This is a genomic window from Pseudomonas sp. UBA6315 (assembly GCF_002438125.1).
Lineage (GTDB): Bacteria > Pseudomonadota > Gammaproteobacteria > Pseudomonadales > Pseudomonadaceae > Aquipseudomonas > Aquipseudomonas faucium.
Window position 1 is genome coordinate 38,462 of the sequence record NZ_DJTF01000025.1, and the last position, 19,306, is coordinate 57,767.

21 protein-coding genes and 2 tRNA genes are annotated in these 19,306 nt (G+C 63.9%); 15 read left to right on the top strand and 8 right to left on the bottom strand.

The window, feature by feature from the left end:
- Window positions 1-34: 34 nt before the first annotated feature.
- The 4 genes from gorA (at window position 35) to B3E94_RS02265 (ending at window position 4,240) form a co-directional block, all read left to right on the top strand.
- A complete protein-coding gene (gene gorA, locus B3E94_RS02250) occupies window positions 35-1,390 on the top strand; it encodes a glutathione-disulfide reductase (RefSeq protein WP_286912171.1) in 1,356 nt (451 codons plus the stop codon).
- 252 nt (window positions 1,391-1,642) lie between these two features.
- On the top strand, window positions 1,643-2,206 hold the full coding sequence (gene ahpC / locus B3E94_RS02255; RefSeq protein ID WP_008090543.1) for an alkyl hydroperoxide reductase subunit C: 564 nt from the start codon (window positions 1,643-1,645) through the stop codon (window positions 2,204-2,206).
- Window positions 2,207-2,331: 125 nt separating this feature from the next.
- Window positions 2,332-3,894 carry an alkyl hydroperoxide reductase subunit F gene (gene ahpF / locus B3E94_RS02260; RefSeq protein WP_286912173.1) on the top strand — a complete coding sequence of 521 codons (1,563 nt, stop codon included), beginning with the start codon at window positions 2,332-2,334 and terminating at the stop codon, window positions 3,892-3,894.
- A gap of 157 nt (window positions 3,895-4,051) precedes the next feature.
- A complete protein-coding gene (locus B3E94_RS02265; protein WP_236235408.1) occupies window positions 4,052-4,240 on the top strand; it encodes a hypothetical protein in 189 nt (62 codons plus the stop codon).
- A 4-nt stretch (window positions 4,241-4,244) separates the two neighbouring features.
- Here the strand turns inward: B3E94_RS02265 and B3E94_RS02270 are convergent, their stop codons facing one another.
- From B3E94_RS02270 to nhaR, 3 genes are all read right to left on the bottom strand, one after another.
- Window positions 4,245-4,892: a YceH family protein gene (locus tag B3E94_RS02270; RefSeq protein ID WP_236235407.1), complete on the bottom strand. Its 648-nt coding sequence runs from the start codon at window positions 4,890-4,892 to the stop codon at window positions 4,245-4,247.
- A 179-nt stretch (window positions 4,893-5,071) separates the two neighbouring features.
- Complete coding sequence (gene sstT, locus B3E94_RS02275) at window positions 5,072-6,283, bottom strand: serine/threonine transporter SstT (RefSeq protein ID WP_286912175.1); 1,212 nt, start codon at window positions 6,281-6,283, stop codon at window positions 5,072-5,074.
- Window positions 6,284-6,388: 105 nt separating this feature from the next.
- Window positions 6,389-7,282, bottom strand: coding sequence for a transcriptional activator NhaR (nhaR, locus tag B3E94_RS02280; protein ID WP_176517210.1), 894 nt, complete (start codon window positions 7,280-7,282; stop codon window positions 6,389-6,391).
- 131 nt (window positions 7,283-7,413) lie between these two features.
- Here nhaR and B3E94_RS02285 point away from each other — a divergent pair, with 131 nt between their 5' ends.
- Together B3E94_RS02285 and B3E94_RS02290 are read left to right on the top strand one after the other, a co-directional pair.
- A complete protein-coding gene (locus tag B3E94_RS02285; RefSeq protein WP_176517209.1) occupies window positions 7,414-7,662 on the top strand; it encodes a hypothetical protein in 249 nt (82 codons plus the stop codon).
- Between the two features lie 26 nt (window positions 7,663-7,688).
- Window positions 7,689-8,441, top strand: a complete 753-nt coding sequence (locus B3E94_RS02290; RefSeq protein ID WP_236235404.1) for a TerC family protein — start codon at window positions 7,689-7,691, stop codon at window positions 8,439-8,441.
- A gap of 145 nt (window positions 8,442-8,586) precedes the next feature.
- On the opposite strand, the gene B3E94_RS02295 is transcribed toward B3E94_RS02290, so the two are convergent.
- The gene (locus B3E94_RS02295; protein WP_236193562.1) at window positions 8,587-8,766 is read right to left on the bottom strand and encodes a hypothetical protein; all 180 of its coding nucleotides are present in this window, start codon (window positions 8,764-8,766) and stop codon (window positions 8,587-8,589) included.
- A 156-nt stretch (window positions 8,767-8,922) separates the two neighbouring features.
- Between B3E94_RS02295 and B3E94_RS02300 the strand changes: the two genes are divergently transcribed.
- On the top strand, window positions 8,923-9,666 hold the full coding sequence (locus B3E94_RS02300) for a peptidase C39 family protein (protein WP_286912178.1): 744 nt from the start codon (window positions 8,923-8,925) through the stop codon (window positions 9,664-9,666).
- Window positions 9,667-9,738: 72 nt separating this feature from the next.
- Here B3E94_RS02300 and B3E94_RS02305 read toward each other — a convergent pair whose 3' ends face one another.
- Window positions 9,739-11,022, bottom strand: a complete 1,284-nt coding sequence (locus B3E94_RS02305) for an NAD(P)/FAD-dependent oxidoreductase (protein WP_003250557.1) — start codon at window positions 11,020-11,022, stop codon at window positions 9,739-9,741.
- 201 nt (window positions 11,023-11,223) lie between these two features.
- Here B3E94_RS02305 and B3E94_RS02310 point away from each other — a divergent pair.
- The 4 genes from B3E94_RS02310 (at window position 11,224) to B3E94_RS02325 (ending at window position 12,765) form a co-directional block, all read left to right on the top strand.
- A tRNA-Val gene (locus tag B3E94_RS02310) sits at window positions 11,224-11,300 on the top strand.
- Window positions 11,301-11,460: 160 nt separating this feature from the next.
- Window positions 11,461-11,537 (top strand) — tRNA-Val (locus tag B3E94_RS02315).
- Window positions 11,538-11,679: 142 nt separating this feature from the next.
- On the top strand, window positions 11,680-12,252 hold the full coding sequence (locus tag B3E94_RS02320) for an SPOR domain-containing protein (protein ID WP_176514259.1): 573 nt from the start codon (window positions 11,680-11,682) through the stop codon (window positions 12,250-12,252).
- An 87-nt stretch (window positions 12,253-12,339) separates the two neighbouring features.
- Complete coding sequence (locus B3E94_RS02325; protein ID WP_176514261.1) at window positions 12,340-12,765, top strand: GTP pyrophosphokinase; 426 nt, start codon at window positions 12,340-12,342, stop codon at window positions 12,763-12,765.
- Between the two features lie 17 nt (window positions 12,766-12,782).
- Here the strand turns inward: B3E94_RS02325 and B3E94_RS02330 are convergent, their stop codons facing one another.
- The 3 genes from B3E94_RS02330 to B3E94_RS02340 all read right to left on the bottom strand — a co-directional run bounded on the left by B3E94_RS02330 (window position 12,783) and on the right by B3E94_RS02340 (window position 14,923).
- Window positions 12,783-13,475, bottom strand: a complete 693-nt coding sequence (locus B3E94_RS02330; protein WP_286912179.1) for an endonuclease I family protein — start codon at window positions 13,473-13,475, stop codon at window positions 12,783-12,785.
- A 6-nt stretch (window positions 13,476-13,481) separates the two neighbouring features.
- Window positions 13,482-13,724, bottom strand: coding sequence for a DUF1654 domain-containing protein (locus tag B3E94_RS02335; RefSeq protein ID WP_176514264.1), 243 nt, complete (start codon window positions 13,722-13,724; stop codon window positions 13,482-13,484).
- Between the two features lie 110 nt (window positions 13,725-13,834).
- Window positions 13,835-14,923, bottom strand: a complete 1,089-nt coding sequence (locus B3E94_RS02340; protein ID WP_236235401.1) for an asparaginase — start codon at window positions 14,921-14,923, stop codon at window positions 13,835-13,837.
- A 324-nt stretch (window positions 14,924-15,247) separates the two neighbouring features.
- On the opposite strand from B3E94_RS02340, the gene B3E94_RS02345 reads away from it, so the two are divergent.
- The 4 genes from B3E94_RS02345 to B3E94_RS02360 all read left to right on the top strand — a co-directional run.
- Window positions 15,248-16,204, top strand: a complete 957-nt coding sequence (locus B3E94_RS02345; protein WP_236235400.1) for a sugar ABC transporter substrate-binding protein — start codon at window positions 15,248-15,250, stop codon at window positions 16,202-16,204.
- Between the two features lie 18 nt (window positions 16,205-16,222).
- Window positions 16,223-17,776: a sugar ABC transporter ATP-binding protein gene (locus B3E94_RS02350; protein ID WP_286912181.1), complete on the top strand. Its 1,554-nt coding sequence runs from the start codon at window positions 16,223-16,225 to the stop codon at window positions 17,774-17,776.
- Complete coding sequence (locus tag B3E94_RS02355; protein WP_176514273.1) at window positions 17,773-18,768, top strand: ABC transporter permease; 996 nt, start codon at window positions 17,773-17,775, stop codon at window positions 18,766-18,768. Before B3E94_RS02350 ends, B3E94_RS02355 begins: the two co-directional genes overlap by 4 nt.
- Window positions 18,769-18,774: 6 nt before the next feature.
- On the top strand, window positions 18,775-19,306 hold a 532-nt coding region (locus B3E94_RS02360), incomplete at its 3' end, for a LacI family DNA-binding transcriptional regulator (RefSeq protein ID WP_286912182.1).

Consider the following 19,306-nt stretch of genomic DNA (forward strand, 5'->3'; position numbering starts at 1 on the left):
GGTATGCTGGGCGCCAGCCAAGGAGACTGAATACATGGCCTACGATTTTGATCTGTTCGTGATTGGTGCCGGTTCCGGCGGTGTACGTGCGGCGCGTTTCGCCGCGGGCTTCGGTGCCAAGGTGGCAGTGGCCGAAAGCCGCTACCTGGGCGGTACCTGCGTCAACGTCGGCTGCGTGCCGAAAAAGCTGCTGGTGTATGGCGCCCACGTCGCCGATGAGCTGGAGCAGGCCGCAGGCTTCGGCTGGACCCTGGAAGAAGGGCATTTCGACTGGGGCACGCTGATTGCCAACAAGAACCGCGAGATCGAGCGCCTCAATGGCATCTATCGCAACCTGCTGGTCAACAGCGGCGTGACCCTGCTGCAAGGCCACGCGCGTATCACCGGGCCCAACGAAGTGGAAGTGGATGGCCAGCGCTATAGCGCCGAGCACATCCTCATCGCTACCGGCGGCTGGCCGCAGGTGCCGGACATCCCGGGCAAGGAGCTGGCCATCACCTCCAATGAGGCCTTCTACCTCAAGGCGCTGCCGCGCCGCGTGCTGGTGGTGGGCGGTGGCTACATCGCGGTGGAGTTCGCCGGCATCTTCCAGGGCCTGGGCGCGGCGACCACCTTGCTCTATCGCGGCGACCTGTTCCTGCGTGGTTTCGACGGCTCGGTGCGTACCCACCTGAAGGAAGAGCTGGAAAAGCGCGGCCTGGACCTGCAGTTCAACGCCGACATCCAGTGTATCGACAAGCTCGAGGACGGCAGCCTCAAGGCCACCCTCAAGGATGGCCGCGAGTTGCTGGCCGACTGTGTGTTCTATGCCACCGGCCGGCGTCCGATGCTCGACAACCTGGGCCTGGAAAACACTGGGGTGGAGCTGGACGAGCGCGGTTTCATCCGCGTGGACGAGCAGTACCAGACCACCGCGCCGTCGATCCTGGCCATCGGCGATGTGATCGGCCGCGTGCAGCTCACCCCGGTGGCCCTGGCCGAAGGCATGGCCGTGGCACGCCGGTTGTTCAAGCCCGAGCAGTACCGCCCGGTGGACTACCAGAACATCCCGACCGCGGTGTTCAGCCAGCCACCGATCGGTACCGTGGGCTTGACCGAAGAGCAGGCGCTGCAGGCCGGGCACAAGGTGCAGGTCTTCGAGAGCCGTTTCCGCGCCATGAAGCTGACCCTCACCGACATCCAGGAAAAGACCCTGATGAAGCTGGTGGTGGATGCCGAGACCGACAAGGTGCTGGGCTGCCACATGGTCGGGCCGGATGCCGGCGAGATCATCCAAGGCCTGGGCATTGCCCTGAAGGCCGGCGCGACCAAGCAGCAATTCGACGAAACCATTGGCGTGCATCCAACGGCCGCCGAAGAGTTCGTCACCATGCGCACCGTCACTCGCTAAGCCCCTCTGGCCCCATCACAGCTACAGCGCAGTTCTCAAAGCCTGCGCTGTGCCTGTGGGCGCTGGCTTGCCAGCGATGGGGCCTGCAGTTTTGCCCGCAACCCTTTGCTCAGCGCAATCCCTTCTATTAATAAACCTCGCTTATAGCCAAAACCAATCGCAAGCATGAGCTTTGCCAATGAGCCTTTATCGGGACCAGCGGTTAGGATTCTCTCCGTCAACTGATTTCAACCCCATGAAGGAGCGTCTCTCATGCCTATCATCAACAGCCAGGTCAAACCGTTCAACGCCACCGCCTTCCACAACGGCGAATTCGTTCAGGTAAGCGAAGCCGACCTGAAGGGCAAGTGGTCCGTCGTGTTCTTCTACCCGGCCGACTTCACCTTCGTCTGCCCGACCGAACTGGGTGACCTCGCCGACAACTACGCCGAATTCCAGAAGCTGGGCGTGGAAATCTACGGTGTGTCCACCGACACCCATTTCACCCACAAAGCCTGGCACGACACCTCGGACACCATCGGCAAAATCAAGTACCCGCTGATCGGTGACCCGACCCACGTCATCTCGCGCAACTTCGACGTGCTGATCGAAGAAGCCGGCCTGGCCGATCGCGGTACCTTCGTGATCAACCCGGAAGGCCAGATCAAGATCGTCGAAATCAACGACGGCGGTGTAGGCCGTGACGCCAGCGAGCTGCTGCGCAAGGTCAAGGCTGCCCAGTACGTGGCCGCCCACCCAGGTGAAGTGTGCCCAGCCAAGTGGAAAGAAGGCGAAGCCACCCTGGCGCCATCGCTGGACCTGGTCGGCAAGATCTAAGACCGTGAGCCAGTCGCGGGCGGTGAGCAGCCGCCAAAGCTGAAGCTTTCATCGCCCCGTCAAACGCCTGGGCGCTAGTGCCTGGGCGTTTTTGTTTGTGAAGATTGAAAAAAGGAATCGCCCGTATGTTGGACGCCACGCTTAAATCGCAACTGAAAACCTACCTGGAGCGGGTCACCCAGCCGATCGAGATCGTTGCTTCCCTCGACGACGGCGCGAAGTCCCGCGAATTGCACGACCTGCTGGTGGAGATCGCTGGCCTGTCGAACCTCATTACCCTGCGCGCGGATGGTGAAGACGCCCGCCGTCCATCGTTCTCGCTCAATCGCCCGGGGGCGGACATTTCCCTGCGTTTTGCCGGCATCCCCATGGGCCACGAATTCACCTCGCTGGTGCTGGCGCTGCTGCAAGTCGGCGGCCACCCCTCCAAGGCCAGCCGCGAGGTCATCGAACAGATCCAGGCACTGGAAGGCGAGTTCACCTTCGAAACCTACTTCTCGCTGTCGTGCCAGAACTGCCCGGACGTGGTCCAGGCGCTGAACCTGATGGCGGTGCTCAACCCCAACGTGCGCCACGTGGCCATCGACGGCGCGCTGTTCCAGGACGAAGTCGACGCACGCAAGATCATGGCGGTGCCAAGCATCTACCTGAACGGCGAACTGTTCGGCCAGGGCCGCATGGGCCTGGAAGAGATTCTCGGCAAGATCGACACCAATGCCGGTAGCCGCCAGGCCGAGAAGATCAACGCCAAGGACGCCTTCGACGTGCTGGTGGTCGGCGGTGGCCCGGCAGGCGCTACGGCCGCCATCTACGCAGCGCGCAAAGGCATCCGCACCGGCGTTGCCGCCGAGCGTTTCGGCGGCCAGGTGCTCGACACCCTGGCCATCGAGAACTTCATCTCGGTGCAGGAAACCGAAGGGCCGAAACTGGCCACGGCGCTGGAAGAGCACGTCAAGCAGTACGACGTCGACATCATGAACCTGCAGCGCGGCGAAGCGCTGATCCCGGCCACCGACGGCGGCCTGCACGAAGTGCGCCTGGCCAGTGGTGCCTCGCTCAAGGCCAAGACCGTGATCCTGGCCACAGGCGCCCGCTGGCGCGAAATGAACGTGCCCGGCGAGCAGGAGTACCGCGCCCGTGGCGTGGCCTACTGCCCGCACTGCGACGGCCCGCTGTTCAAGGGCAAGCGCGTGGCGGTGATCGGCGGCGGCAACTCCGGCGTGGAAGCGGCCATCGACCTGGCCGGTATCGTCGCCCAGGTGACGTTGATCGAGTTCGACAGCCAGTTGCGCGCCGATGCGGTGTTGCAGCGCAAGCTGCACAGCCTGCCCAACGTCAAGGTCATCACCTGCGCCCTGACCACCGAGGTGCTGGGCAATGGCGAGAAGGTGACGGGCTTGCGCTACAAGGACCGCAGCACAGATGAAGTGCATGACCTGGCGCTGGAAGGCATCTTCGTGCAGATCGGCCTGCTGCCGAACACCGATTGGCTCAAGGGCACGGTCGAGCTGTCGCCGCGTGGCGAGATCATCGTCGATGCCAAGGGCGCGACCAACATCCCCGGCGTGTTTGCCGCGGGTGACGTGACCACGGTGCCGTACAAGCAGATCGTCATCGCCGTGGGCGAGGGTGCCAAGGCATCGCTGGCGGCGTTCGATCACCTGATTCGCACTTCGGCGCCGGCGTAAGCCTGCACCGGCCTCATCGCCGGCAAGCCGGCTCCCACAGGCACACCGCTGCATTTGAAAGCAGTGGGGTACCTGTGGGAGCCGGCTTGCCGGCGATAGGGCCATGACAGGCGGCGGGTGTCTATGATGACTGCAGACCCCTTCAGGAATCTCACCCATGACCCTGATCAGCCGCGAACCCTGGTGGCTAGTGCCACCCCAGCCCGGGCAGAAAGAGCAGGACCTGCACTGGGGCTACCTGGAAATCTACGCCGACGGCCGTACCGTGTTCGTCGACCAGCGCCCCAGTGACCGGGAGCTGGCCGAACGCAAGAGTTGTCGCAACTTCCCCGAACCTGAGCTCTGACGGCTCAGCCTTCGAGCTCGGCCAGGCGCGCCTCCAGCGCTGCAATGCGGGCCTCCAGCGCTTCGAAGCGCTCTTCTGACACACCACTGCCGCTATTGCGCGCGCCACCTTCCTGCTGGCGGGCGGCGAGAATCGCCTCGATTTCCGCCGGGTCGCCCAGCGCATGGGTGTAGCGGTCCTCGCGCTGGCCGGCCTGGCGCGGCAGGTGCAGGGCCAGGTTTCGCGAGATCAGGCGCTCCAGCTGGTGCTGGATCTGCTCGGTGTCGTCGAAGTCGTGCAGGCGGTTGCTGCGGGTCAGCAGCTCGTTGAGGGTTTGCGGGCCACGCAGGAACATCAGGCCCATCAGCACCAGCTGTGCCGGCACCAGCTCCAGCGCCTTGTCCACCCGCTGCTCCCAGCGGTCGGCGCGGCTGCCCATCTGCAGGCGGGTCATCTGCTGGCCTTCGAGGGTGCGCAAGGCTTGGCCGACCTGGCCTTGGCTGAGGTTCATGACCGGTTCACGGCTGGTTTTCTGGTTGCAGGCCAGGACCAGGGCGTTGAGGGTCAGCGGGTAGCTTTCCGGGCTGGTGGCCTGTTTTTCGATCAGTGCACCGAGAATTCGGATCTCGGTGCTGCTGAAACGGCCTTCGCCGGCGGTTTCGTGTTCTGACATGGCCCTGTCTCATTGCGAGGAAAAGGCCACTAGCGTAGGTAAAGCGCCTGGCTTAAGCAATCACTGGCCTTTTCGCGGGGCAAGCCCGCTGCCACAGGCACCCCACAACCCCAGGGCAGCGATGAACCTGTGGGAGCGGGCTTGCCCCGCGAAAGGGCCGCAAAGCGGCCCCCGCAGTTTCAGGCTCCGCGCCGTTCCTCCGCCTGGCAAGCAGCAGCGGTAAACAATACATCGGTCGAAGAATTCAACGCCGTTTCCGCCGAATCCTGCAGCACGCCGATGATGAAGCCCACCGCCACCACCTGCATGGCGATCTCGCTGGGAATACCGAACAGGCTGCACGCCAGCGGAATCAACAACAGCGACCCCCCGGCCACACCCGACGCCCCGCACGCGCAAACTGCCGCGACCACGCTCAGCAGCACGGCAGTCGGCAGGTCGACGGCAATGCCCAGGGTGTGTACTGCCGCCAGGGTCAGCACGGTAATGGTGATCGCAGCGCCGGCCATGTTGATGGTCGCACCCAGCGGGATGGACACCGAGTAGGTGTCTTCATGAAGCCCCAGGCGTTCGGACAGCGCCAGGTTGACCGGGATGTTGGCAGCCGAGCTGCGGGTGAAGAAGGCGGTGATACCGCTTTCGCGCAGGCACAGCAGGGTCAGCGGATAGGGGTTGCGGCGAATCTTCCAGAACACGATCAGCGGGTTCATCACCAGCGCCACGAACAGCATGCAGCCGATCAGCACGGCCAGCAGGTGCAGGTAGCCGAGCAGGGCGCTCAGGCCCGACTGGGCGAGGGTGGAGCTGACCAGGCCGAAGATGCCCAGCGGCGCGAAGCGGATCACCACGCGCACGATCAGGGTCACGCCGTTGGACAGGTCCTCGACCACGGTGCGGGTGGTGTCGCCGGCATGGCGCAGCGCCACGCCCAGGCCGATGGCCCAGGTCAGCACGCCGATGAAGTTGGCGTTGAGCAAGGCATTGACCGGGTTGTCCACGGCGCTCAGCAGCAGGTTCTGCATCACTTCGGTGATGCCACCCGGCGCGCTCAGGGCCGCGTCGCTGGTGCTCAGGGCCAGGTGCGAGGGGAACAGCATGCTGGCGACCACGGCCACCACCGCTGCGGCAAAGGTGCCCAGCAGGTACAGCCAGAGGATCGGGCGGATGTGGGTTTCCTGGCCGTGGCGGTGGTTGGCGATCGACGCCATCACCAGGATGAACACCAGCACCGGCGCGACCGCCTTCAGGGCGCTGACGAACACCTTGCCAAGGAAGCCCAGGTCACGGGCGATGGCCGGCGCCAGCAGGGCTAGGGCGATGCCGGCAACCAGGCCGATGACGATCTGGGTCACCAGGCTGGTACGGTTGAGGAGGCGGAAAACAGGGGTCATGTGCAGCGCTGTCTCGATATCGTGAAAGGGCGCGACTTTACCATAGACCTTAGTCGGCAAGTTCTGACCCATGTGCAAGCAATGTCTGCGAAAGGCTCACGACCCTCACCAATGAAAGAGTTCTCGGCGCGCCCCCTCGGTGATGGCCACGATCCCCGGGTGCTTGACCTTGCGTTCCACCGAAATGGCATAGAACGACTCCAGCACCGCATCGGTCTGCCCCACCAGCTCGACCCCATACTGCCGGCACACTTCCTCGGCAATCACGCTCGGCGCCACGAAGATGCCGCTGCCGGACTGGCCGAAGGCCTGCATCAAGGCGCTGTCGTCGAACTCGCCGATGATCCGCGGCTGCACCTGCTGCTCGCCCAGCCAGCGCAACAGGCGGCTGCGCAGCACGGTTTCCTGCCCCGGAATCAGCAGCGGTGCATCCTGCAGGCAGGCGGGGAAGGGGCCGGCATGGCGCCGGGCCAGCGCAGGGGTGGCAAAGAAGCTCAGGCCGCACTCGCCGAGTTTCTGGCTGTAGCCCTTGATATCCAGGTGGCTGGGCATTGGGCTGTCGGAAATCACCAGGTCCAGGCGCTGGATCGCCAGGTCTGCCAGCAGGCGTTCGAGCTTGTCTTCGCGGCAGTTGATGCGCAGCACATCGTCCAGCTCCATGGTCGGCGCCAGCAGGCGGTAGACGATCGACTTGGGCACCACGTCGGCAACCCCGACGCGAAACAGTATCTGCTCCTGCGGGCCGGCGCGCAGCATGGCCTCCAGCTCGCCGCCGAGCTGGAACATCTGCTCGGCATAGACCAGCGCCTGGCGGCCGGTTTCGGTCAGCTCCAGCTGCCGGCCGACGCGCTGGAACAGCTCCAGGCCGTAGGTCTGCTCGAACAGGCTGATCTGCCCGCTGATGGTCTGCGGGGTCAGGTTCAGCTGCTCGCTGGCCCGGGCGATGCTGCCGGTCTTGGCCACCGCCCAGAAGTAATGGAGCTGACGGTAATTGAGCATGGCAGTCCCGATTCGTAAAAACCGAAGTATATACGCTGAAAATACGAATTTTCCGGATGTGTCAGGAAAACTAGAATGCCACCCCATCAGGCGCGTCGCGCGCCGCAGGGACATCGACAAGCGAGGGCTTCATGTTGCAACTCAAATCCATCGGCACACCACTGGTGCTAGCCTTGGCCCTACTGAGCGTGGCGGGCTGCGACCAGGCCGAGAAATCGGCCCAGCAGATGCTCGACCAGGCGGCCAAGTCGGCCAAGCAGGCCATCGATGACACCAACAAGGCGGCCCAGGAAGCCCTGAGCGACGCCATCGGCAGCGAAGGGCAGAAGCCCGAGCAAGCCGAGCCGCAAGACAAGCAAGGCAAGACCCAGGACATCTGACCCAGAACCGTTAGCAGGATTGAAACATGGAATATTTGCTGGAACTCGCCGCAAGCCCCACCGCCTGGGTTGCCCTGGCCACGCTGGTGGCCATGGAAGTGGTACTGGGTATCGATAACCTGATCTTCATCTCGATCCTGACCAACAAGCTGCCGCTGGAGTACCGCTCCAAGGCGCGGCGCATCGGTATCAGCATGGCCCTGATCATGCGCCTGGCCCTGCTCAGCACGGTGGCCTGGATCGTGCAGTTGACCGACCCGGTGTTCGAGGTGTTCGGCAACGCCTTCTCCTGGAAGGACGTGATCCTGATCGCCGGTGGCCTGTTCCTGCTGTGGAAAGCCACCAAGGAAATCCACGAGAACGTCGACCCGCATGGCGCCAAGGAAGAGGCCAAGGTCTCGTCCACGGTCACCCTGGGCTTTGCCGCGGCGATCTTCCAGATCCTGCTGCTGGACATCGTGTTCTCGGTCGACAGCATCATCACCGCCGTGGGCATGACCGAGCACCTGCCGATCATGATCATCGCCGTGATCACCGCCGTGATCGTGATGATGGTGGCCGCCGACCCGCTGGCCAACTTCATCAACGACAACCCGACCGTGGTGATGCTGGCCCTGGGCTTCCTGATCATGATCGGCATGACCCTGATCGCCGAAGGTTTCGGTGCCCATGTGCCGAAGGGTTATGTGTATGCCGCGATGGCCTTCTCGACGGTGATCGAGATCCTCAACATCCTGGCGCGACGGGCACGGCTCAAGCGTGAGGCGGCTGAAGGCTGATGTGATACAGGGGGCGCCTTGCGCCCCCTTCGCGGGACAAGCCCGCTCCCACAAAAAAGCTCCCCACTGAATTCAAACGCAGTGGGGGGCTTTTTTGTGGGAGCGGGCTTGTCCCGCGAAGGGGTTGAAGCAGATTCAGAGGGGTTCAGTGCACCCCAGCATGGCGCCGAGCGCGGCGAACAGGTTGTGGTTTGCTTGCGACCTGCGGTGGCAGGTGGTGATGCTGTGAATGACGTCGCACGATGCGCAGTACACCCCATAACATGGCGGCAGCGACGCTAAGCCACATACCCACCAGCATGAGAATTGCCATTGTCAGGCTCATGTGTGCCTCCTTCTCTCGGGCCAGGCATGGCTCGCCCTCCAGACACAGCTTTAGTCTAGCTCGCCGACCGTGACGTTCCATTGACCTTACGTCTGGTGCTTTGGTCCAGTGGCCTTGCCGCCCGCAACGGGCTATACCCGCGCCGCGCGGAGCCCTATGATCGTCGGCCAGAGCCGGGCGCCGCCTGCCTGGCATCGGAACAAGCGAGCGTTCATGGAGCACGATTCCTTCAAGCCGTGGGGCAATGGCCCACGTCGACTGTTGCTGGCATGCCTGGTGGCCGCGAGCCTGGCCGGTTGCGCCAGCACCCCGCCGGCCGCCCTCAAAGGCTTGCCGCAACGGGTCGAGATCAGCAGCGTGCCGTTCTATCGCGGCAACGCCAACCACAGCGGCGCCATGGCCCTGGCCGCATTGCTCTCGCAGCAGGGCGCGCCGATCACCCCCGGGCTGTTGGACAAGCCCTTGAACCTGCCCCAGGGCGCCGATTCGCTGGGCACCGGCATACCTCGCGTGGCGCGCGAATACGGCATGGTGGTGTATCCGCTCGAGCAGCGCGTCGATGCATTGCTGGAACAGGTGGCTGCGGGTAACCCGGTGCTGCTGCGCTACCAGGAAGGTTCGGCGTGGTGGAGCGAGCCGCGCTATGCGCTGCTGATCGGCTATGACCGCTACAAGAAGCGGGTGCTGCTGCGCTCAGGCATGAATCGACGGCAGCTGATGGCGTTCGACGATTTCGCCTCGGCCTGGGCGAAGGAGGGGAGTTGGGCGGTGCTGGTGCAGCCGCCGCGGCAACTGCCGGCCCAGGTGGACCGCCAGCGCTGGCTGCAGGCTGCCGACGAACTGGCCAAGGCCGGCCAGGAAATCGCGGCGAAGCAGGCGGTGAACAGCCTGGGGAAATAGCGTTGGCCCCTCGCAGATGAATCCGCCCCCCGTAGGAGCGGATTCATCCGCGATAGGGCCTGACCTGCAGAATCAGAAGCCCAGACGGTCACGCAGGCTGTAGTACCAGGCACCGATGGCGCTGAACGGTACGCGCAGCATCTGGCCACCCGGGAACGGGTAGTGCGGCAGGCCGGCGAAGGCGTCGAAACGCTCGGCCTGGCCGCGCAGTGCCTCGGCCAGCACCTTGCCCGCCAGGTGGGTGTAGGTCACGCCGTGGCCCGAGCAACCCTGCGAGTAGTAGATGTTGTCGCCGATACGGCCTACTTGCGGCAGGCGCGACAGGGTCAGCAGGAAGTTGCCGGTCCAGGCGTAGTCGATCTTGACGTTCTTCAGCTGCGGGAAGGCCTTGAGCATCTTCGGACGAATGATCGCTTCGATGTTGGCCGGGTCACGCGCACCGTACACCACGCCGCCGCCGAAGATCAGGCGCTTGTCGCTGGTCAGGCGGTAGTAGTCGAGCAGGTAGTTGCAGTCTTCCACGCAGTAGTCCTGCGGCAGCAGGGTGCGGGCCAGTTCCTCGCCCAGCGGCTCGGTGGTGATCACCTGGGTGCCGCATGGCATCGACTTGGCGGCCAGTTCCGGCACCAGGTTGCCCAGGTAGGCGTTGCCGGCGACGATGATGAACTTGGCGCGCACCTTGCCCTGCGGGGTGTGCACGACCGGGTTGGCGCCACGCTCGATGCGCACGGCCGGGGTCTGCTCATAGATGATGCCGCCCAGCGACTCGACCGCGGCAGCTTCGCCCAGGGCCAGGTTCAGTGGGTGGATGTGGCCGCCGCTCATGTCCAGCATGCCGCCGATGTAGCTGTCGCAGGCAACCACTTCGCGGATGCGCTTCTGGTCCATCAGCTCCAGCTGGTTGTGGCCGAAGCGTTCCCACAGGCGTTTCTGCGATTCCAGGTGGCCCATCTGCTTGCTGGTCAGCGCCGCGAACACGCCGCCGTCCTTCAGGTCGCACTGGATGTTGTACTTGGCCACGCGCTCACGGATGATGCGGCCGCCTTCGAAGGCCATGTGGCCCAGCAGTTGAGCCTGCTTGGGGCCGACGGTACGTTCGATGACGTCGATGTCGCGGCTGTAGCTGTTGACGATCTGGCCGCCGTTGCGGCCCGACGCGCCGAAACCGACCTTGGCCGCTTCGACGATGCTGACCTTGAAGCCGTTTTCCAGCAGGAACAGTGCGCTGGACAGGCCGGTGTAGCCGGCGCCGATGATGCACACATCGGTTTCCACCTCACCCTGCAGCGCCGGACGTGGCGGCACCGGGTTAGCCGAGGCGGCGTAGTAGGACTGGGGGTAGGGGGTATTGGCCATGCTCGAGAAACCTCGTGTTTTATATTTTTAACGAATGTACCGATGCTATCAATAATAATAAACACCCGCTAGTCGTCCCGTTAAAAATCCTTTACTGGTGCGTGCCGTCGCTTCCTTATAAAGAGTTTAAGATTCAGTGAGTTAGCGCGAAAAAAAGTGTTGACACGGTTTTAGGAATGCGTAGAATGCGCACCACACGACAGGCACATAGCTCAGTTGGTTAGAGCACCACCTTGACATGGTGGGGGTCGTTGGTTCGAGTCCAATTGTGCCTACCAAACATCAGAAGGGGCGATCCGCAAGGGTCGCCCTTTTTGCATTCCAGGGCTGCTTGCGGGTGTTTGCAACGGTGTTGCCCGGGCTCTGAAAGTTTTTGATTTTTTTGAAAAAAACGCTTTACAGGTGCGCATCTGATGTCTAATATGCGCCCCACACGACAGGCACATAGCTCAGTTGGTTAGAGCACCACCTTGACATGGTGGGGGTCGTTGGTTCGAGTCCAATTGTGCCTACCAAACATCAGAAGGGGCGATCCGTAAGGGTCGCCCTTTTTGCATGCGCGCGAAAAAGCTCTGTTGCAAGGTGTAACGTATGGTCGCGGTCCGGGCCAGGGGTCGCCATGCTAGAATCCGCGCCTTCGAATCTGGAGGTACACGCGTGCGCAAACTGGCAGTGGTAATGGCAGTGCTGGCCCTGGCGGGCTGTGAAAACGAGGTGGAAGGCGTGCACAAGCAGGTCGCCGAGCACCTGAACAACCCCAAGACCGCCAAGTTCGGCAACGTGCGAATCGACACCAAGGGCACCATCTGCGGCCAGGTGCGCGGCAAGGACGATGCCGGGCAGTACGAAGCCTACCGCAGCTACGTGGCCATCAAGGGTGCCGATGGCCAGTACCAGATCATCGTCGACGACACCGGCAACAACCTGCGCATCCGCGAGATGTGCGGCGGCGCCGACCTGCAGCGCCGCGCCGAAGCCCTGGCCGACCAGCCGGCACCAGAAGGCTGGGACGTGGAAGTGATCCAGGGTGCGAACATGGGCGCACTGAGCGACATGACCGCGCGCCTGATCGAGAAGGGCATCCCATCTTCGGTCGAATACCGTGAAGGCAAGCCGGTGGTGCTGATGGGGCCGTTCCCGAGCCGTGAAGAGGCCGAGGCGCGCAAGGCCGAGGTCATGGCCAAGCTCGGAACCGACTCGGTGGTGATCCAGCACGGCGCCCAACGCTGACGCCAAAAGCCCGGCGCAGGCGCCCTGTCATCTGCCTTCCAGGCCGGCTATGCTTGCCTTGGGAGATGGCTGAACGGGGAGGGGCTCATGTCTACACTGGAGCGGGCCATCGTTGTGGCCGCCAGAGCGCATGAAGGGCAATACGACAAGGGTGGGGCGGCGTATATCCTCCACCCCTTGCGGGTGATGATGCGGGTGTCCACGCCCGAGCAACGCATCGTCGCCGTGCTGCACGATGTCATCGAAGACACTTCGCTAACTCTGTCCGACCTTGCGCGCGAGGGCTTCGCGCTGAAGATTCTCGCCGCCTTGCTGGCCCTGAGCCGGCGCCAGGGCGAGAGCTACGAGGATTTCGTGGTGCGCCTGGGCGTCGACCCGCTGGCCCGCACCGTGAAGCTGGCAGACCTTGCAGACAACAGCGACCTCTCGCGCATCGCCTGCCCCGGCCCTGCCGACCTGGCGCGCCTGGCCCGCTACCGCGAAGCCAGCGCCTACCTGCAGACACTGCCCTGAACCCATCGCCCTGAACCTCAGCCGCAGGCCTTGAGGTTCACCGGCCCGACAAAGTCGTTGCCGCGGCCCATCACGCAGGCCACCTGCTGGTTGCGCTGGCGTTCCCAAGCCTGTGGCGGGTAGGTCTTGTTCCAGGCCTCGAACAGTTGCCGGTCCTGTTTCGACAAGCGCAGGTTGTATTGCTTGCTCATGTAGAAATAGGTGCGCGCGATCATGCCGCGGATCGAGGGGCGCGGCATGACCTTCTTGGCCTTGAAGTCGACCTGGGTCAGGCAGAGGCCATACTGGCCCTGCTGCTGGGGCAGCCAGCCGAAACTGAAATTGCTACGGTCGCCGTTGACCTCGCCGATGCTCGGCACCAGGTTGTGCAGGTCGGCTTCGGCACGCTTGTAGACATCGTCGCGGCGCGAGCAAAGCTTGCGCCCGCCTTCTTGCCAGCATTGGCGCTGATGGCCGATCTGCCAGGCCGGCACGATGTGTTCCCATTCGATGCGCGAGGCGCGCTGGGCATTCTTGCGCGGTGCATAGCCGCAGGAGGCCAGGTCGACCTTGTTGCCCTTGTACTTGCAGCCGCAGTAAAACTCCGTCGATTGCGGCGCGTACAGCTTCCAGGCGACCTTCTTGGCCTCCTGGAAGGTGCGCGGTGCATCGGCATGGGCAAACGGGGTGGCAAGCAACAGGCAGGTCGCGGCGAAAAGCGAAACTCTCATGCGCGATCAGTCTTCCTTCGGCACCGTCCAGAAAATCTGCACGCCGCCATCGTCGCGGTGGGCGAGGGTGACGTTGTCGTTCTCGGCGATTTCCTCGAGCAAGGTTTCCCAATCGTCCGGCGACTCGTGGTCCAGGCGGAAGATCAGGGCGGCGCGGCTGCGCTGGGCGATGGGGCTGTTGATGATCTTCTGGATGCGCACACCCAGTTGTTCATAGCTGCTCGGCGTTGCGGAGGCGGTACTGGCCACGGGGCTTTTCCTTGTTTTTGCTGTATGCGCATACAGTATTTCACTGTAGTCTTTTTCGCAACAGCCTGTCAGGTGAAAAGCCCCGCGGCACTGGGGTGCTGCTTGCGTTATCAGTATTCCCAGAAGATGCGCTGCAGCTCCTTGCTGTCCTGGGTCTTGGTCATCGCCACCATCGCCAGGATGCGGGCCTTCTGCGGGTTCAGGTCGTGGGCCACGACCCAGTCGTTCTTGTCGTCGGGCTGCTCGGCGTTACGCAGCACGAAACCGCCCTGGTTGACGTGGGACGAACGAATGATCTGCACGCCGTTCTTGCGCAGCTCCTGCAGGGCTGGCACCACCCGCGACGACACCGAGCCATTGCCGGTGCCGGCATGGATCAGCGCCTTGGCGCCGTTCTGTGCCAGGGCCTTGTAGGCCGTGTCGGTGACGTTGCCATAGCTGTAGGCGATGTCCACCTGGGGCAGGCTGCTGATCTGCTTGATGTCGAACTCGGAGTTGACCGTGTGGCGCTTGGCCGGCAGGCGGAACCAGTACGACTTGCCTTCCACCACCATGCCCAGCGGGCCCCAGGCGCTCTTGAAGGCTTCGGTCTTGATGTTGATCGACTTGCTCACGTCTCGCCCGGACTGGATCTCGTCGTTCATGGTCACCAGCACGCCCTTGCCGCGCGAGTCCTTGTTGCTGGCCACGGCCACGGCGTTGTACAGGTTGAGCATGCCGTCGGCGGACATGGCGGTGCCGGGGCGCATGGAGCCGACCACGACGATCGGCTTGTCGGTCTTTTCCACGAGGTTCAGGAAGTAGGCGGTTTCTTCCAGGGTGTCGGTGCCGTGGGTGATGACGATGCCGTCGACGTCATTGCTGTCGGCCAGCTCGGCCACGCGCTTGCCCAGCTTGAGCAGGTCGTCGTTGGTGATGCTTTCGGAGGCGATCTGCATCACCTGCTCGCCGCGCACATTGGCCAGGTCGGCCAGCTCCGGCACGCCGGCAATCAGCTTGTCGACGCCAACCTTGGCAGCCTGGTAGGTGGCGCTGTTGGCCGCGCTGGCGCCAGCGCCGGCGATGGTGCCGCCGGTGGCGAGGATCACCACGTTGGCCAGCTTCTGCTGGTTCTCCACTTCCTTGGCCGAGGCCATGGACGGCAGGATCAGCAGCAGCGCAAGGGCGCTGGGGGCAAAGGTTTTAAGTGCAGCGTTCATGGTTATTGTTCTCTCTCTTCCTAATGAGATTTTTTGTTGTGACGCAGTGCCTGCCACGCACTTTTTGTACCACCCGCGCGGAATCGGCTGTAAGCGCCGTCACAGCAAGGCTCCGGCGGTTCGGTTAGGCGTCCGTTCGTTCGGAACTCCGAACAAGAATAGGAAAACCTGTTCGGTTTTTCGGAAAAATCCCAGATAATCTGCGTTAGAGCGGCTAGACCCCGAAAGCGAAACGGATTTGACAAAAGGGCAACCTGTTTCCATAGTTATTTAACGCAAACGTTTGCGACCCGATAAAAATCACAAGATCCGGAGTCATTTCCCATGAAGCTGCCGTTCCCTGGTCGTCTGCTGGCGCTCGCCGTCATTTCTTCCCTGTCCCTGGCCACGCCGTTTTCCGCTGCCCACGCCGAAGACAAGCCCAAGGTCGCGCTGGTGATGAAGTCCCTGGCCAACGAGTTCTTCCGCACCATGGAAGATGGCGCCAAGGACTACCAGAAAGCCCATGCCGATGACTTCGAGCTGGTGGCCAACGGCATCAAGGACGAGACCGATACCGGCAACCAGATCCGCATCGTCGAGCAGATGATCGCCACTGGCGCCAAGGCCATCATCCTTGCCCCGGCCGACTCCAAGGCGCTGGTGCCGGTGGTGAAGAAAGCCATGGACGCCGGCATCACCGTGGTCAACATCGACAACCGCCTCGACCCCGACGTGCTCAAGAGCAAGCAGATCAGCGTGCCCTTTGTCGGCCCCGACAACCGCAAGGGCGCGCGCATGGTCGGCGACTACCTGGCCAAGGAAAAGCTCAAGGCCGGTGACCAGGTCGGCATCATCGAAGGCGTGTCGACCACCACCAACGCCCAGCAGCGCACGGCGGGCTTCAAGGACGCCATGGACGCGGCAGGGATGAAGATCGTCTCGACCCAGTCCGGCAACTGGGAAATCGACAAGGGCAACGCGGTTGCCGCCTCCATGCTCAACGAATACCCCGACCTCAAGGCCCTGCTGGCCGGCAACGACAGCATGGCCCTGGGCGCTGTGTCGGCCGTGCGCGCCGCCGGCAAGACCGGCCAGGTGCAAGTGGTGGGCTACGACAACATCAACGCCATCAAGCCGATGCTCAAGGATGGCCGCGTGCTCGCCACCCTCGACCAGGCGGCCAGCCAGCAAGCGGTGTTCGGCATCCAGGCGGCGCTGAAAATGCTCAAGGGAGAAAAACCGGACGTGGATGCCGACAACGTCATCCAGACCCCGGTCACGCTGATCACCCAGCCTTGACGCCCAGGAGAGATGGCCATGCCTGCAACGGCCGATGAAGGGGTGCTGATCGCCACTGGCCTGGGCAAGAGCTATGCCCAGCCGGTGCTCGGCGACGTCAGCCTGGCCCTGCGCGCGGGCGAGGTGCTGGCCCTGACCGGCGAGAACGGCGCGGGCAAGAGCACCCTGTCCAAGCTCATCAGCGGCCTCGAGACGCCCACCACCGGCCACATGCGCTACCGCGGCCAGGCTTACGCCCCGGCCAGCCGCAGCGATGCCGAGCGCCTCGGGGTGCGCATGGTGATGCAGGAGCTGAACCTGCTGCCGACCCTGACCGTGGCCGAGAACCTGTTCCTCGACAACCTGCCCAGCCGCTTCGGCTGGATCAGCCACAAGCGCCTGCGCCAGCTGGCCACGGCCGCCATGGCCCAGGTCGGCCTGGACGCCATCGACCCGGATACCCCGGTCGGCGAGCTGGGCATCGGCCACCAGCAGATGGTCGAGATCGCCCGCAACCTGATCGGCGACTGCCATGTGCTGATCTTCGACGAGCCCACGGCCATGCTCACCGCCCGCGAGGTGGAGTTGCTGTTCGTGCAGATCGAACGCCTGCGCCAGCGTGGCGTGGCCATCGTCTACATCTCCCATCGCCTCGAAGAATTGCAGCGCGTGGCCCAGCGCATCGTGGTGCTGCGCGACGGCAAGCTGGTGTGCGATGAGCCGATCCAGCGCTACAGCAGCAGCGAGCTGGTCAACCTGATGGTCGGCCGCGAGCTGGGCGAGCACATCGACCTGGGCCGGCGCACCATTGGCGCGCCGCTGCTCAAGGTCGAGCACCTGTGCCGTGGCGATAAGGTGCGTGATGTGTCGCTGCAGGTCAGGGCAGGGGAGATCTTCGGCATTTCCGGGCTGATCGGTGCCGGGCGCACCGAGCTGCTACGGCTGATCTTCGGCGCCGACCGCGCCGACAGCGGCAGCATTGCCCTGGGCCAGCCACTCAGGGAGGTGACCATCGACTCGCCCAAGGCCGCGGTCAAGGCCGGCATCGCCCTGATCACCGAGGACCGCAAGGGCGAAGGCTTGCTGCTGTCGCAGTCGATCAGCGCCAACATCGCCCTGGGCAACCTTGGCGCCGTGTCCCGCGCCGGGGTGCTCGACGGCGATGCCGAACGGGCGCTGGCCGATCGGCAGATCGCCGCCATGCGCATTCGCAGTGCCGGCGCCGCGCAGGCCGTTGGCGAGCTGTCGGGCGGCAACCAGCAAAAGGTGGTGATCGGCCGCTGGCTGGAGCGCGATTGCCAGGTACTGCTGTTCGACGAGCCGACCCGCGGCATCGATGTGGGCGCCAAGTTCGATATCTATGGCCTGCTGGCGGAACTGGCGCGCCAGGGCAAGGCGCTGGTGGTGGTGTCCAGCGACCTGCGCGAGCTGATGCTGATCTGCGACCGCATCGCCGTGCTCTCTGCCGGGCGCCTGATCGACACCTTCGAGCGCGACCATTGGAGCCAGGACCAGATTCTTGCCGCCGCCTTCGCCGGCTACCAGAAACGTGACGCCCTGCTGCAAGACGCAGCACCCAGGATGGATGCATGAAAACCACACCTCTCGATACCTCCGGCAGCACCCCCGCACGCCGCAGCGGCACGTACCTGGGCCTTGGCACCTACCTGGGCCTGGCCGGCGCCTTGCTGGCGATGATCGTGCTGTTCTCGCTGCTCAGCAGCCACTTCTGGTCCTATGCCACCTTCAGCACCCTGGCCAACCAGATCCCCGACCTGATGGTGCTGGCCGTGGGCATGACCTTCGTGCTGATCATCGGCGGCATCGACCTCTCGGTCGGCTCGGTACTTGCCCTGGCAGCGTCCACGGTGAGCGTGGCGATCCTCGGCTGGGGCTGGGGCGTGCTGCCGGCGGCTTTGCTCGGCATGGCGGCGGCAGCCCTGGCCGGCAGTGTCACCGGTGCGGTCACCGTGGCCTGGCGCATCCCGTCGTTTATCGTCTCCCTCGGCGTGCTGGAGATGGCCCGTGGCCTGGCCTACCAGTTCACCGACTCGCGCACCGCCTATATCGGCGATGCCTATGCCTGGTTCTCCAACCCGATCGCCTTCGGTATCTCGCCGGCGTTCATCATTGCCTTGCTGGTGATCATCCTGGCCCAGCTGGTGCTGACCCGCACCGTGTTCGGCCGCTACCTGATCGGCATCGGCACCAACGAAGAAGCCGTGCGGCTGGCCGGCATCGACCCGCGCCCCTACAAGGTACTGGTGTTCGCCCTGATGGGCCTGCTGGCCGGCCTGGCTGCGCTGTTCCAGATCTCCCGGCTGGAGGCCGCCGACCCCAATGCCGGTGCCGGCCTCGAATTGCAGGTGATCGCCGCGGTGGTCATCGGCGGCACCAGCCTGATGGGCGGGCGCGGCTCGGTCATCAGCACCTTCTTCGGCGTGCTCATCATCTCCGTGCTGGCCGCAGGCCTTGCGCAGATCGGCGCGTCGGAACCCACCAAACGCATCATCACCGGGGCGGTCATCGTCATCGCCGTGGTGCTCGACACTTATCGCAGCCGGCGTTCGAACCGGCGGAACTGAAAAAACATGGCAACCATCAAAGACGTCGCTGCACTTGCGGGTATTTCCTACACCACCGTGTCACATGTGCTGAACAAGACCCGGCCAGTCAGCGAGCAGGTACGGCTCAAGGTCGAAGCGGCCATCGCCGAGCTCGACTACGTACCCAGCGCCGTGGCGCGCTCGCTCAAGGCGCGCAGCACGGCCACCATCGGCCTGCTGGTGCCCAACAGCGTCAACCCCTATTTTGCCGAGCTGGCGCGGGGCATCGAAGATGCCTGCGAGCGCAACGGCTACTGTGTGATCCTGTGCAACTCCGACGACAACCCGCAAAAGCAGCGCAGCTACCTGCGCGTGCTGCTGGAAAAACGCATCGACGGCCTGGTGGTGGCGTCGGTGGGCGAAGACAGCGACCTGCTGCAGAGCCTGGCCTGCGTGCGCACGCCGATGGTCATCGTCGACCGCGAGCTGGAAGGGGTGGAGGCGGACCTTGTGCGCATCGACCATGAACACGGCGCCTATCTTGCGACCTGCCACCTGCTGGAGCTGGGCCATCGCG

What these genes read in the sequence shown, in the direction of transcription:
- sstT (WP_286912175.1), bottom strand. Translation starts at nt 6,283, where the DNA reads ATGACCCCTGTTTTCCGCCTCCTCAACCGTACCAGCCTGGTGACCCAG.
- B3E94_RS02305 (WP_003250557.1), bottom strand. Translation starts at nt 11,022, where the DNA reads ATGGCCAATACCCCCTACCCCCAGTCCTACTACGCCGCCTCGGCTAAC.
- B3E94_RS02285 (WP_176517209.1), top strand. Translation starts at nt 7,414, where the DNA reads ATGTTGCAACTCAAATCCATCGGCACACCACTGGTGCTAGCCTTGGCC.
- B3E94_RS02355 (WP_176514273.1), top strand. Translation starts at nt 17,773, where the DNA reads ATGAAAACCACACCTCTCGATACCTCCGGCAGCACCCCCGCACGCCGC.
- B3E94_RS02345 (WP_236235400.1), top strand. Translation starts at nt 15,248, where the DNA reads ATGAAGCTGCCGTTCCCTGGTCGTCTGCTGGCGCTCGCCGTCATTTCT.
- nhaR (WP_176517210.1), bottom strand. Translation starts at nt 7,282, where the DNA reads ATGCTCAATTACCGTCAGCTCCATTACTTCTGGGCGGTGGCCAAGACC.
- B3E94_RS02290 (WP_236235404.1), top strand. Translation starts at nt 7,689, where the DNA reads ATGGAATATTTGCTGGAACTCGCCGCAAGCCCCACCGCCTGGGTTGCC.
- B3E94_RS02350 (WP_286912181.1), top strand. Translation starts at nt 16,223, where the DNA reads ATGCCTGCAACGGCCGATGAAGGGGTGCTGATCGCCACTGGCCTGGGC.
- B3E94_RS02325 (WP_176514261.1), top strand. Translation starts at nt 12,340, where the DNA reads ATGTCTACACTGGAGCGGGCCATCGTTGTGGCCGCCAGAGCGCATGAA.
- ahpF (WP_286912173.1), top strand. Translation starts at nt 2,332, where the DNA reads ATGTTGGACGCCACGCTTAAATCGCAACTGAAAACCTACCTGGAGCGG.
- B3E94_RS02265 (WP_236235408.1), top strand. Translation starts at nt 4,052, where the DNA reads ATGACCCTGATCAGCCGCGAACCCTGGTGGCTAGTGCCACCCCAGCCC.
- B3E94_RS02270 (WP_236235407.1), bottom strand. Translation starts at nt 4,892, where the DNA reads ATGTCAGAACACGAAACCGCCGGCGAAGGCCGTTTCAGCAGCACCGAG.
- B3E94_RS02340 (WP_236235401.1), bottom strand. Translation starts at nt 14,923, where the DNA reads ATGAACGCTGCACTTAAAACCTTTGCCCCCAGCGCCCTTGCGCTGCTG.
- ahpC (WP_008090543.1), top strand. Translation starts at nt 1,643, where the DNA reads ATGCCTATCATCAACAGCCAGGTCAAACCGTTCAACGCCACCGCCTTC.
- B3E94_RS02295 (WP_236193562.1), bottom strand. Translation starts at nt 8,766, where the DNA reads ATGAGCCTGACAATGGCAATTCTCATGCTGGTGGGTATGTGGCTTAGC.
- gorA (WP_286912171.1), top strand. Translation starts at nt 35, where the DNA reads ATGGCCTACGATTTTGATCTGTTCGTGATTGGTGCCGGTTCCGGCGGT.
- B3E94_RS02300 (WP_286912178.1), top strand. Translation starts at nt 8,923, where the DNA reads ATGATCGTCGGCCAGAGCCGGGCGCCGCCTGCCTGGCATCGGAACAAG.
- B3E94_RS02330 (WP_286912179.1), bottom strand. Translation starts at nt 13,475, where the DNA reads ATGAGAGTTTCGCTTTTCGCCGCGACCTGCCTGTTGCTTGCCACCCCG.